The 13,711-nt window shown below is 39.0% G+C and carries 11 protein-coding genes and 1 tRNA gene; 2 read left to right on the top strand and 10 right to left on the bottom strand.

From position 1 onward, the window contains the following. Positions 1-9 precede the first annotated feature (9 nt). Positions 10-1,857 carry a hypothetical protein gene (locus DX009_RS11945; protein ID WP_115084245.1) on the bottom strand — a complete coding sequence of 616 codons (1,848 nt, stop codon included), beginning with the start codon at positions 1,855-1,857 and terminating at the stop codon, positions 10-12. Positions 1,858-1,990: 133 nt separating this feature from the next. Continuing rightward, on the bottom strand, positions 1,991-2,182 hold the full coding sequence (locus DX009_RS11940; RefSeq protein WP_147278692.1) for a hypothetical protein: 192 nt from the start codon (positions 2,180-2,182) through the stop codon (positions 1,991-1,993). Between the two features lie 807 nt (positions 2,183-2,989). Between DX009_RS11940 and DX009_RS11935 the strand changes: the two genes are divergently transcribed. Further along, positions 2,990-4,279, top strand: a complete 1,290-nt coding sequence (locus DX009_RS11935; protein ID WP_115084243.1) for an ATP-binding protein — start codon at positions 2,990-2,992, stop codon at positions 4,277-4,279. 207 nt (positions 4,280-4,486) lie between these two features. Here DX009_RS11935 and DX009_RS11930 read toward each other — a convergent pair. The 7 genes from DX009_RS11930 to dnaN form a co-directional block, all read right to left on the bottom strand. Then, a tRNA-Arg gene (locus DX009_RS11930) sits at positions 4,487-4,561 on the bottom strand. Between the two features lie 220 nt (positions 4,562-4,781). Next, entirely contained in the window at positions 4,782-6,449 is a 1,668-nt protein-coding gene (locus tag DX009_RS11925; protein ID WP_115084242.1) for a serine protease family protein, read from the bottom strand. A gap of 14 nt (positions 6,450-6,463) precedes the next feature. Then, complete coding sequence (recN, locus tag DX009_RS11920; RefSeq protein WP_115084241.1) at positions 6,464-8,134, bottom strand: DNA repair protein RecN; 1,671 nt, start codon at positions 8,132-8,134, stop codon at positions 6,464-6,466. Positions 8,135-8,146: 12 nt separating this feature from the next. Beyond that, positions 8,147-9,073: a type IX secretion system protein PorD gene (gene porD, locus DX009_RS11915; RefSeq protein ID WP_446250273.1), complete on the bottom strand. Its 927-nt coding sequence runs from the start codon at positions 9,071-9,073 to the stop codon at positions 8,147-8,149. Next, on the bottom strand, positions 9,009-10,211 hold the full coding sequence (gene coaBC / locus DX009_RS11910; RefSeq protein WP_115084239.1) for a bifunctional phosphopantothenoylcysteine decarboxylase/phosphopantothenate--cysteine ligase CoaBC: 1,203 nt from the start codon (positions 10,209-10,211) through the stop codon (positions 9,009-9,011). Before coaBC ends, porD begins: the two co-directional genes overlap by 65 nt. 2 nt (positions 10,212-10,213) lie before the next feature. Continuing rightward, positions 10,214-11,068, bottom strand: a complete 855-nt coding sequence (locus DX009_RS11905) for a 3'-5' exonuclease (RefSeq protein WP_115084238.1) — start codon at positions 11,066-11,068, stop codon at positions 10,214-10,216. A 103-nt stretch (positions 11,069-11,171) separates the two neighbouring features. Then, complete coding sequence (gene dnaN, locus DX009_RS11900; RefSeq protein WP_115084237.1) at positions 11,172-12,296, bottom strand: DNA polymerase III subunit beta; 1,125 nt, start codon at positions 12,294-12,296, stop codon at positions 11,172-11,174. Positions 12,297-12,593: 297 nt separating this feature from the next. Between dnaN and DX009_RS11895 the strand changes: the two genes are divergently transcribed. After that, on the top strand, positions 12,594-12,995 hold the full coding sequence (locus DX009_RS11895) for a DUF3127 domain-containing protein (protein ID WP_115084236.1): 402 nt from the start codon (positions 12,594-12,596) through the stop codon (positions 12,993-12,995). Positions 12,996-13,105: 110 nt separating this feature from the next. Here the strand turns inward: DX009_RS11895 and DX009_RS11890 are convergent, their stop codons facing one another. After that, the gene (locus DX009_RS11890; RefSeq protein ID WP_115084235.1) at positions 13,106-13,711 is read right to left on the bottom strand and encodes an RloB family protein; all 606 of its coding nucleotides are present in this window, start codon (positions 13,709-13,711) and stop codon (positions 13,106-13,108) included.

The following is a 13,711-nucleotide window of genomic DNA, read 5'->3' as shown; positions in this document are numbered from 1 at the left end:
ATAACAATATTAATAGTTCTGTACCAAGCGGGTCGCACAACCCTGATCTTTATCTGTGTAATCATAGAACCCAATGAAAACAGCAGCTAAAGGTGTAATTTTAACATGAAGAACATTTTGTCCACTACGTGAGCTTGTTGAATAATTACCGTGTCTACCCCATTCTTTTAACAAGCTTTTACCACCCTCTCTATAAGCTGTGAGTGGGATAAATACGGCACCACTATTTCTAATCAATTCAAATGTTGTTTCGTTAGTATCTGCATTTGACCAATGACCAAAGTCACCAAAACTTTTGAACAATGCTTTAGCCTCTGAAACTGGCATATTATCAGGGAAGATAAGACAACCACGCAACCATACAGGATCGTCAGCACGCTCCGATGTTGCTTTAATATGGCATCTTGCCCATTTAGCAGCTGTTACGCCAGATTCTCTCCATACTCGCTTATTATTTGGCAAAATGAGTTTATCAGGCATAAGATACGCCCACTCGTCTGAAGTCATAACACGTGTATCTTGGTTTCCAACTTTCAACATGTGACCATAGTCGTACTGATTTACTACGTCATCACTTGTAGCTGAAAAACTATTTTCAAGCAATGTTGGATTATTGAGAGTTCCCCAAGATGGCAAATCGAAGATTCGATACTTTTCAGGAGAAGCATATTTTTTACCCCCCACCTCTATAGTTTCAATATTATAATCTGCATTTGTTCTTGAAGTTTTTGGAATTGCCGTTTCCCACTGCTCTGGTGCTAAGCGGTAGTAGCCTGGGTGTACTGTGCGAATTCCCTTAAGCTTAAGTGGAACAGAGTTCTTCCATCTAACGAGTGTGTTAGCTTCAAGGGTTTTAGCTTTCATTTCGTTTGTGTAGGTAGCTATAGGCATTACATATTGCATATTACCATTTGTAATAGCCACTTGCTGGGTTCCACTTACAGAGAACTTAGCCTTAGCATTTTTATAATAAACAAACGATTTGTCTGCATCGTAATTGCGTTCCTCTGGTTTAGCGGTAACTACACTCGTATATGATTCAGAATAATAGCCATCGAAAGATGGAGCAACACTACCTGGAACGAAGGTTACATAGAAATTGGTTTTACCTGCTGGGAAGAAGATGTTTGTTTCTGGGTCTACCTCTGTACCAATCTCTGAAACACCTGTTACAGCACCAGTGCCTAAGTCTACATTAGCTGAAGCGTAAACACCTTTACCACGAAGACCAACCTTTGTAAGTGGTGTGTTGTTGTTTGCAGTAATAGCAAAGTGAGCCACAGCAAATAAGTTTTTCAATGTAACATTTCCATCGGTAACTGCCTTTCCGTCAGAATTAGTAACAACTTTGCCAGTACCCATTAAAACACAGTTCCTCTTCAAATCCTTAAGTTCGCCTGTCTGCTGAGTGAGGTCGATATTGAATTTACCCGCAGAGAGGTCACTTGCGCTAATTGTTCTGTCGGCACTACCATCAGCGGTCTTACCTATATAGAAAAAGCGGTAAGTGCTGGTATTTGTTATGAGGCTTGCTGGAACCTGACCTTCAAACTCACCACTGAGACCGTCACGCTTTGTAGACTTCAATGCGAGTTTATGAACAGTTTTCCCACCAGCAGCATCGGTTATAACAAGCATCAATTGGTCGCCAGTTTCCCACTTCCATGGGCTTTGACTGCCTTCCTTCTCTACTAATACGGCTCTCGATGTAGCAACATCGTCTTCTGTACCAGCCGATACAGAGAGCGTTATCATTTGTTCTTTCTCTTCTGGATAATCAACAGCTTCTGAAGAACAAGATGCTGCAAAAATTGATATTGCCATGCAAATAAGTGGCAAAAGAATTCTATTTTTCATTCTTTATATCTTTATTACTATTAAAATGTTTCAGCTAAACTTTACTCTACTTCATACAAAGCAACCACTTTGAATATGAATTTGAGTAGCATTTAAACTATTTGTAAGGTAAGCTAAATGTTAATAAACTCGTTTAATTACCTTGTCCTGTATTCCAAGGGTCGTGTTCGTCTTCGCTAACATCTTCATTTTTAGTTTCGCCATGCACACTACCCGCCAGCATAGACTCTGGATACAAGCTGAAAATTGTACACGATGGTGTTTGGTAAGTTTCTTTTTTTCCTTTAACAATAGTTTCTAATACCGTTAATCCATTTTCTCTCATATTTTCTCTAATTATATAGTTATATCTTGTGTTGAATAGCATAATTTATAGTGGCATACACAACTTTTTGTGTAATTTTTATAAATAAGCATTAATTTTAATGCAAAATTAATTATTTATTTTTTATGACACGATACATTTACATTTTTTAATAATTTCGTAGACATATATACAGAGAAAAACTGACAGATATCTAAAACGAAAGCGACAGATATCTAAAACGAACACGACAGATATCTGAAACGAAACTGACAGATATCTAAAACGAACACGACAGATATCTGAGATATTTTCTATACATTTAGATATTCTTTTCGATTGCTTGGTAGAGCAACAAAGGCTGCTTACAAGCAATGCAAATAGACAATTATAAACAAAAAAGGAGAGCAAACCACCCTCCCCTATTTGCAATTCTGTTGGAATTTTATTTTGTATACCGTTCTGCAAGAATTGTTAGCATACATTTTATTGAAGTTGGTTCTAACTTATTAGAATAGCCATACAATCAGCTTTTTACGGTGAAACGCTTGAGGAATAAGATGAGATAGAAAGTAAGAAACATAGCACAACTAAGTATTTCTAAATAACACTATAAATATAGCTGTTCTGCTTGTAAATAACAACAACACGCAAAAGAACATATTACAGCACAAAAAGCATCAACGTTTTACCACAAAAACACTCAGTAAAACAGCGCAAAAAGCATCAACGTTTTAGCGCAAAAACACTCAATGAAATAGCACAAAAAGCATCAATAACTTTTATGTGCCGAAAAAAAACGTTACTTTTGCAAAAAACATTTGGTATATGGAGTATTACAAAAGAATGGTAGACAGTTTGCTTACCGATCTACTTGACTCATCAGGTGCGGTATTGATAGAAGGTCCCAAGTGGTGTGGAAAAACAACAACAGCTACACAACAAGCTGCAAGTGTTCTTAAATTACAAGACCCTGATATGCGAGAACAATATTTTGCTACCGCAGCTATCAAACCATCTTTATTATTGACAGGCAAAACACCTCGTTTGATAGACGAATGGCAAGAATTGCCTGTCTTGTGGGATTCTGTGCGAACAGTGGTAGACGAACGAAATGACGTAGGTCAGTTTATTTTGACAGGCTCTAATTCTATAGACAAAAGTGCCATTCGACATTCAGGGACGGGGCGTATTGCAACTATGGGAATGTTGCCTATGAGTCTGTTTGAATCGAAAGAGTCATCAGGTGCTGTTTCTTTGAAAAACCTATTTGATAATCCTCTTATAGATATTGATGGGATAACATCGCCTATGCAGTTGGAGGGCTTAGTTTTTGCAGCTTGCAGAGGTGGATGGCCAGCATCATTGATCCGCAAAACGGACAAAGCACGCCTTCAGGTTGCAAAAGACTATATCAATAGTCTTTGCAGAATTGATATTTCAACCATCGATGGAATTACACGCAACGAAAAACTTAGTCAGCTTATTTTGCGCACTTACGCACGAAACATTTCAACATTGGCAAAGAAAAGTAGTCTGCTGAAGGATATTAGGGCAAATGTAGAAAATTGTTCAGAAAATACTTTGAATGATTATATAAACGCATTTACCAAACTTTTTGTTATACAAGATATAGAAGCATGGAGTCCAGCGGTAAGATCGGCATCTGCCATACGTCGGGGTGTTAAAAGAGAATTTGTTGATCCGTCTATTGCCGTTGCAGCCCTATCTATGTCTCCAGAAACATTATTAATGGACTTGAAGACCTTTGGCTTTATTTTTGAGTGTATGTGTATTCGCGACTTGAAGGCTTATTCTCAGGCATTAGGAGGCTATATCTCTTATTATCATGACCGATACGATTTAGAAGCAGATGCCGTTCTTCATTTAGAAGATGGGAGATATGCTCTCATTGAGTTTAAGCTTGGAAGCAGAGAAATAGAGGAAGGAGCTGAACATCTTTTAGAAATTAAACGTCTGGTCCAGCAATACAATGCAAAAGAAAAGCAAATCCGACTTCGTGAGCCAGACCTGCTTATGGTGATAACAGGCGGTGTAATGGCTTATTCGCGTCCCGACGGTGTTAAAGTTATTCCTTTGGGGTGCATGAGAAATTAAATATGGAGCAACCAATAGGCTGATGGAATATGCTTTATGGAATAGACTAAATATAATGGTATCTAATTTTGAAGGCTCAGTATATTGCACTAAGCACAGAGTGTAACATTAACCGTAAACACCGTTGAATGTACTAATTAGGTTACAAGTGAGTATTTTTAAACGCAAAAGAGGATTTTGTTTCCAAAATCCTCTTTCCTTGTTTTGTGATTCCGTTGGGGTTCGAACCCAAGACCCACAGCTTAGAAGGCTGTTGCTCTAATCCAACTGAGCTACGGAACCAACAATTCGGCTGCAAAAGTACGGCTTTTATTCGTTTTCACCAAAAGAATAGTAAAGTTTTTTAGTTCGCGCCTCTTTATTCGTACCTATTAACAGATTTACGTATAGGGCAAAACCAACAGTTATAAGTTGCAAGCCACATACAGTAAGGTGTGTGTGTAGCGCGTTATATATTAAGTTTCGTACAATAAAGGCAGACAAACAGAACAGTCTACACATTCTACTTAAACTGATTAAGGAACGAGTCGGCTTGCGTATTTCCCAAATTCTTCGCTTTTTCGATATTGGCAATACCCTCCTGTTTCTGATTGTTTTTACACTGTGCAATGCCAAGAACAAGATAAGCCTCTGCATAGTCGTCTTTTAAAGCAATTGCTTGTTTGGCAGCAATAATAGCTTCGTCTAACTTGTTTAGTCGTAGCAGCAAATTAGCTGCTTCGGCGCAGTAGGTAGGTTCAGCCGGATCGAGTCGAGCAGCTATCAGAATATCTTGTAGAGCTTGTTGCCACAACTTTCCCTTTACTTCTATCTGTTCGCGCAAATAGTAGAAATCTGCCTCTAAAGTGCCTTGATTAAGATATTCGTACACATAGAGGTCTTTCATAGCATCGCGATACTTTCCCATTTTGTTAAATTGCTGTGCGCGCGCCAAGAAATAAGGAGACGATGTTTCCATATAAGGCGTGTCGCATAGTTCAACACATTGGTTCAGCAATGCAAGAACAGCCTCGTTGCTTGCATTAAGTTTTTCTTGGCATTGCGCCATTTCTAAGTATAGTTCGGGATTTTTAATAGGCGTATTTGTAAGCGCTTCAAAGTCGGTATATGCTTGTTGGTAATTGCCTTTTGTGTAAACAATTTGAGCCTGAAGATGTTTGTATACAGGAGCAGGATTAAGTTTATAAGCCTCGTTAGCCTCGTTCATAGCCTTATCTAAAGTCCAGCCTTGTGCTTTTGCCTTATCGGCGATGGCAGCCGTTGTTACACCCTGAAAAATTAGTCTACCATAGTTATAGTGTGCTTCGTCTTTAGCAGTAGTTTTAGCTATAGCTTGTTGCAATGTCTTATCAGCTTCGGCAACCTCTCCATTCGCTAAAAGTTTAGTAGCCAATGTAACGTAACCATTATTCAGCGTAGGAAACTTTTGCAGAAAATCGTTAATGGTAGCCATTCTGAGCGACTCTATTTTTGTTGCAGACAACATTAATGCAATAATAGCCTCGTCGGGCTGTTGCGGTAATGCTATTCTAATTCCAGACTGTAAGAGCGTAGGATCGTTTTGAGAAAGACCAGTTAGCACAAAGTCGTTGGCATATTTTGCATCGGTAGCACTTTGCAGAGTTCCGTTGCTATTGTAAATGCCTACTATTTGTCCTTTATCGTTCAGCACCGGTGCCCCGTTATATTTTTCAGAGGCAGTTGTGGAAAGTACACAGTAGTTATACTTCGTCATAAATTTTTCCACCTTATCTATATTAGCCTTTACAGGGTCGCCAGCTTGTGAGGGCATAACAATCCATGCAGCTGAATTGGCAACAACCGATGGTGCAAACAGAGCAGCATTAGTTTTGGCTGTTATCTTAAACTTTGCCACATCGTAAAGCTCGTTTGCTCCCAATATTGTTTCCACACTATATTTTTGTCCGTTGTTATCGGTAACTTCAGCTTTCATAGCCCCCACAAAAGGTTTCCATGCGCTAACACAAATGCCATTGTTTGAGACGAAAACACCATTAGACGTGGAGAGAATGGAACCTTTTGCATCGAAGGTGGTGAGAGTAAAGGTTGTGTTTGCAGCCTTTTTTACAGCCGCTGGTTGTGCTGTTGCTACAGTGGCAATGCCCAAACAGAGCATTAGAAGAATAGAGAATATTTTTATTGGTTTCATACTTTTATATTCGTTTACGATGGTTGATTACTGTTTATTAGTTCGCGTGCATTCTGTAGTGCAGCCTCTGACACGTCAGAACCAGACAACATTTGTGCTATTTCTGCAACACGTTCTTCGCTTGTTAGCTTGCGCAATTTGCTGGTGGTTCCGGTAGCAGAGTCGTGTTTCTCTACCTTATAGTGCGTTGTGCCCAAAGCAGCTATTTGTGGTAGGTGGGTAATAGAAATAACTTGTTTATTGTTGCTACCCATTTGGCGCATAACAAATGCCATTTGCTGTGCAATTTTTCCACTAACGCCAGTATCTATCTCATCGAAAATAATGGTAGGAAGTTTAACCGCTCCACTTATCATAGCTTTAAGCGACAGCATTACACGCGCTATTTCGCCGCCCGATGCAACTTGTGCTATGGGTTGCAACGGACTGTTGCGATTTGCAGAGAAAAGAAATTGCACCTTGTCTGCCCCATCGTCAGCAAGTGGCTTCGCCTCGAACTGTATATCGAACTGCACATTGGGAATGCCCATTGGTATGAGTTTCTCTTTCATTTCTTTCTGAATAGTTTTTGCAGTTTTTTCTCGTCCTTTGGTTAGTATAGCCGCTTGTTTTGCACAGTCGGTTTGTTTTGCAGCAAGAGTTTGTTCGGCATCTTTCAGCAATTCATCGCTATTGTCTATACTGTCCAACTTAAGTTTCAAGTTGGCTTGTATGTTGAGCAATTCGGCAATAGTTTCTACGTGGAATTTCTTTTCGAGATGGTATATCTTATCTAACTGTTCGTTGATAAAATCTAATCTGTTGGGATCGAAATCAATATCGGCAGCAGCTCTGCTAACTTCCTCTGCAATGTCTTTTATCTCAATATACACGGTGTCTAAACGTGTATTCAGTTCGTTAGCTTTCGGGAAAACAGCTGTTATATTAGCCAAATTGTCGGTAGCAGACCTTAATTGTTGTACGGCACCAGTTTCCTCGCCATTCAAGAGATTGTCTGCACTAAACAGCGACGACTTAATATCTTCGGCGTGCGTAAGAGTTTTAGCCTCAGCTTCCAACTCCTCTTGTAGTCCATCTTGTAAGTTTGCACTTGCAATTTCTTCATACTGGAAGCGTGTAAATTCTTCGTTTTCCGAACTCTCTTTCAATTGTTTTTTAATTTCTGCCAATTTGCGTTCGGCATCTTTATACGCTTTAAAGGAGGTTGCGTAAGCAATGCGTTCTTTATCGTTATCTGCCAAAATATCTATAACATTCAGCTGGAAATCTTCTTTTTGCAATAGCAAGTTTTGGTGTTGCGAATGTATATCCACAAGTTGGTCGCCCAATTCGCGCATTAAGTTAAGCGGCACAGGTGTGTCGTTAATAAATGCACGCGACTTTCCGTTGCTGCTAATTTCTCGTCGTAGAATAGTTTCGTTAGAATCGAAATCGATATTGTTTTCGGCAAAGAAGTCTTCGAAAGCATTTTTAGTTAAAGAGAATGTTGCTTCTATTACGCATTTCTTTTCACCTTGTTTTATTTGTTTGCTATCTGCCCTATTACCCAACAGCAATCCAATGGCTCCAAGAATAATACTTTTTCCTGCTCCAGTTTCGCCACTTATTACAGAAAATCCATTGTAGAAGTCGATATCCAATTGGTCTATTAACGTAAAATTCTTTATATATAGATGCTTCAGCATATTGTTTTTGTATTATTGTTTAATCTTGTCCCACGTAGCATTCTGACTAGCGTTAATGCTAAAAAGAATGTCGTAGACCGATTCTTTTTCTTTTTGTGTCCCTTTTTTGTTGTATATATTCGCCAATTCGTCTTTCTTATAGTCTGTCCAAATTTGAGGCCACATACTCATAGGTTTATCTTCGTGTGCTTTTTTCAAATCGTTTTGCAAAGCAGTAGTTATGTTGGTTCTGCCTCGTTCCACACTGTTTGCCATTTCGTCTAATCCTGTGCGATAGTAGTCGTATTGCAGCTGTCGGAATGGTTTCATTCCTCCATCAATATAATCGTTGATAATGGCAAATCTGTTTTTTGAATTTTCGAATGCTTTCCAACCCGTGAAACTTAAGTTCTGCGCATTGTTGGTAAGATTCATGCAACGCTGTAGTACGTCGTCGCCACCCATTGGTGAAAACGAGTCGAGGTCTATCCCTATAATGAGATAGGCATAATACGCAAAAAGAGCAGTAAGCTGATTGTTGATAGTTTCCTCGTTGAACTCAATCTGGTCGAACTGAGCAAACTCAAAATTGAAGTCTCCGTCTTTAAAATTAAACAAAGTAGATGTGTATGCGGAGTTATACACAGGTCGGTTTGCTTGTATAAGTGCAGTGCAAGTAAAAGTGTTGTTACCTGGATCGTACTTAGTTACTGTGATATTAAAGTTACAAACAATTCTTTCGTTCTTTTGGAACTTAAGATTAGTCCATTGACGTTCGTTTACAAACTGTTCGAGAGTTTGTTGCAAATTTTCGAATACCGACTTATCGGTTCCTTGTATTTGATTATGGTTGATGGTTATTTTGGCTTGTAGTTCTTGGGCTACAGTGGTGTTGCTAAAGAATAGAAACCAACTCATTAATAATGTCGTGAGCCACCAACCGTTTGCATTTCTTTTCATACTCTTTCTTTTCTCCTTTAGAAATAATCGTTATCTGATTGTCGTCCGACTGGAAAGTTGTACCAACATTTCGTGTAGAGTTTAGCACAATAAAGTCGGCGTTCTTTCTCTCTAATTTTGCTAATGCATTAGCCTCTTCGTTGTTGGTTTCCAAAGCGAATGCCACAATACGTTGCTGGGGTGTTTTTTGTTGTCCCAATGTAGCAGCTATATCGTGCGTAGGCTGTAATTCAATGTGCAGATTATCCTTTTCGCGCTTTATTTTCGTATCGGAGAAACACATTGGTTTAAAATCGGACACAGCAGCACACAAGATAGCAGCATCTGCATTTGGAAAGACTTGTGTGCACGCTGCATACATTTGTTCGCAGCTCTCTACATTTATGCGGTTTATACCTTCCGAACACGTTATGTGAACAGGACCAGCCACAAGTGTAACATTTGCGCCACGTTTGTAACATTCTTCAGCAAGCGCAAAGCCCATCTTTCCAGACGAGTAGTTGCCTATAAAACGCACAGGATCTATCTTTTCGTATGTTGGTCCTGCAGTTATTAGAATATGTTTTCCGTTTAAATCGTGTTTTTCATCTATAGCATTATTAAAATATTGCTCTAAACAAGCTACAATAGTTTCAGGCTCTTCCATTCTGCCTTTACCTTCCAAACCACTTGCTAAGAAGCCACTCGCAGCCTCTATTATGTAGTTTCCCCTACTCTTCAATATATTTATGTTCTCTTGCGTTGCAGGGTGTTTGTACATATCGAGGTCCATTGCTGGAGCAACAAATACAGGAGCTTTCATTGATAAATAGGTGGTAACAAGCATATTGTCGGCAATGCCATGGCACATTTTTCCCAATGTTGCTGCAGTGCAAGGGGCTATCAGCATAGCATCAGCCCATAAACCTAAATCGACGTGCGAATGCCACGTGCCATCACGCTGAGAAAAGAAATCGCTTATGACTGGCTTTTGTGTGAGTGCCGACAATGTAATGGGGGTAATAAATTCTTTTCCACTGGGAGTTATAACCACCTGAACTTCGGCTCCTAGTTTAACAAGTTGCCGAATAATAAGGCAACTCTTGTAGGCAGCAATAGACCCTGTGATGCCCAGAACTATTCTTTTTCCTTTCAACATAGTTATCGGTTGTTGAATTCGCGGAGGCGAATACGTGTGAGCACTTGTTTTGTATTATAAGTAAAGTCGCTTGCAAGCATCCAACTATAAAAGCCCGGATCTCTGTGCAATACCTCTGCAACGTCCCAACCACGATACTTCCCAAAATTGAACACTTCGTGGCGACGAGGTTTACCATTTTCATCGAGCAACACGTTACCATCTTTGTCGGTTACATCTTTCCAAACAATACGTCCTGCAAAGTCTACATTATCGTTCATTCGCGAAAACTCAGCCAGTTCGTCCATATCGTTTTTTAATATACGCTCTGGATTAGTTTGATTTTCTTCAGAGTACATATTTACTTGTCCCTGCAAAACGCGCCATGTTGCTTCGGTATCTTCGTCAGCCCTATGAGCCGTAAAGTCATCTTCCATCTTTCTCCCACAATAATACTCGTATGCTGCAGCAAGATTGCGTCGTTCCATCTTGTGATAAATGTTTTGTGCATCTATAAGGCGGCATTTTGAGAAATCGAAATCAACGCCAGCTCTTAGAAATTCTTCTGCCAATAGAGGAATGTCAAAACGATTAGAGTTAAAACCAGCAAAATCGCAGCCCTTAAACTTATTAGCCAGTTCAGCAGCTTTCTCTTTAAATGTTGGTGCATTAGCTACATCTTCGTTTGTTATGCCCGTAAGTTCTTCCACTTCGTGTGGTATTTCTTTTTCTGGGTTAATATAAAAGTTTTCTCTTTCTTCGTTCCCATTGGGCGAAATCTTTATGTACGACAATTGTATAATGCGATCTTTTACTAAGTCAAGACCAGTCGTTTCAAGATCGAAGACAACTAATGGCTTCTTTAAATTTAATGACATTCTCTGTACTATATATTATATAATGTATATGGGGGATATATATATTATAATGTATGTGGGCAGACTTAATGTAAAATCTGCCCACATCTATTATCAAATTTAATTAATCGTTGAGCAATACAGGCATAACAAGCATTAGCACGTTTTCGCCTTCTGGTTGCTCGGCTGGCACAATAATACCTGCTCGTGAGGGGTCAGCCAATTGTATGTTTACTTCGTCGCTCTGCAAATTATTTAAGATTTCTAAGATAGAACTACCTTTAAAACCTATGCTCATTGGATTTCCTTCGTACGTACAAGTCATACTTTCTTTTGCACTTGTAGAGAAGTCTATATCTTCAGCACTCAAGTCTAATTGTCCGTTTGCAATATGGAAGCGAACCAATTGCGAAGAATCGCTTGCAAATGGTAACACACGACGAACTGCACCAATGAACGATTTGCGGTCTATTATAATCTGATATGGATTATTTTCTGGAATTACACTATTATAGTTAGGATATTTCCCGTCAATAAGTCGGCAAATTAAATTACCCTCACCAAAAGAAATTTCAGCAGAGCGAGCATCAAAACTAATAACTACATCGCTACTATCTTTTGAAACAAATCCCTTTAACAAAGTAGCTGGTTTCTTTGGTAATATGAATGATGCAGGAACTTCGTTCGTTACAGAGAATACCCTGTTGCGCACCAACTTATGTCCATCGGTAGCTACTACTGCCAATCCATCTGGCTTCAAATCAAAGTAGATACCATTCATTACAGGGTGTAGTTCGTCTTGTGCTGTTGCAAATAACGAACGTGTAATGTTATCAATTAAGATTTCTGCACTCAGCGTAATAGTAATTTTATCGGTTGAGAGCGGCTGAGGTATTGGAAACTCGTCAGCTTCTATAACAGGAAAGTTATACGAACCGTTCTGATAGCTAACATAAATAGTATGCTCGTCCATATTTACGTCTATCGTCAATGGCTGTTCGGGCAATTCCTTTACAGCATCAAGAATGTTTTGGTTGTTTACAGCAAACTTTCCTTCACCCTCAAGCGAATCGAGGTTCATTGACATACAGACAACATTTTCGCTATCTGATGCAGTAATTGTAAGCTGTCCGTTCTGTACTTCAAATACAAAACAGTTTAATATTGGTAACGTGTTCTTGCTGTTAATAACACGCGAAAGCGACAGTAACCTGCTACTTAGGGCAGTGCTTGAAATGGTAAATCTCATTAGTTCTATATATTTTTAATTGTAATTCATATTCTTTTGCCGCACCAAATACGACTAAAGAGACGTTATGGATATTCTCAAAATTCGCTCTTCATCGTACAAAAATACGAAAAAACTGTGTGAAAGACAAAATTTAAAGCTAAAAGTTTCTGTTTTTAGAACTATTTTAGTAATTTCGCAGATATAATACTAATGGGCAACAGTTGGTGTTAAACAGTCTAACAGAGTTGTATGCCTACTTTAAAATAGTGTGATATAAAAAAAGAATTTTATTAATAAAACTGCAAAATATATAACATGGAACTACAAGGTAGAGTTATCGTTGTAATGGAACCACGCGAAGGAACATCAGCACGTGGACCATGGAAATCACAACAGTATGTAATAGAAACCCACGACCAATATCCTAAAAAGATGGTATTCGATATATTTGGTGCCGACCGTATAGACCAATTCGCAATAAAAGCAGGCGAAGAAATCATCGTCAGCTTCGATGTCGATGCACACGAATATCAAGGTAGATGGTTCAACAATATTCGTGCTTGGAATATTCAGAGAGTAGACGCAGCGGCTGTACAAGCTGCAGGAGCACCTGCTTCAGCTACACCAACTCAAGGAACACAAGCACCTGCAGGCGGTAGTCAGGCTCCATTCCCGCCTACTACATCGGGTAGCGATGCCGACGACCTACCATTCTAAATTTCGGTAAAGCACTGTCAGTAGTACTTTCAATAGACATACAAAAGGGGGGCTAAAACCACATATCGCTGGTTTCAGCCCCCTTTTAGTTTCTAATCTTTCCGCTACTTTTATAAATTATCTAATGCTTTCATGAGCTGTCCAAGTTCAGAGTAGGTGTAATCTCTGTTGTTATTTTCTTTTTCTTTCATCGACTTATCGGCATTGGCTATTGCATTTTTAAAGTTACCTCCATTGCGTTCAAAATAGCCATGCAATCCTTTACTTTTACGAAAGAAGTCAATAGTCTTTTCGTATTCAACGTATTTATTTAAATCTTCTATTAACGAATCTTGTTTTTCGTATGGCCGAGAAGTGTAGCCGAAGTAATAGCGAAAGAACAGCTCTGTGCATAAATGAGTTTCAAAAAACACTACGTTGCAGAAAATTCCTTTCTTTGGCTGATTTATTGGCTTAGCAAACTCTTCCTTTAATTTCTTGTATCGTGTGCGTTCGGGTTCCTTATCTTTATTATCCATATCTATGATACAAAAGACATAGGTATAGCCTTTTTCCACAGCTTCTCTGATTTTTATTTTCAATTCTTCTATACTTGTATGCTTTGGACAGTCTGGTTTAAAAACCACCTGTTTGTAAACATCGCGCAGGGATTGAAAGTAATAGAACTCTGTAATACCTTCACCAATAATCATTGCCGATTCACGTAGCTTCCTCAT

Source organism: Prevotella pallens (assembly GCF_900454935.1).
GTDB lineage: Bacteria > Bacteroidota > Bacteroidia > Bacteroidales > Bacteroidaceae > Prevotella > Prevotella pallens.
The sequence above is the reverse complement of the archived record's forward strand: the minus strand, read 5'-3'. Positions and strand labels throughout refer to the sequence as shown.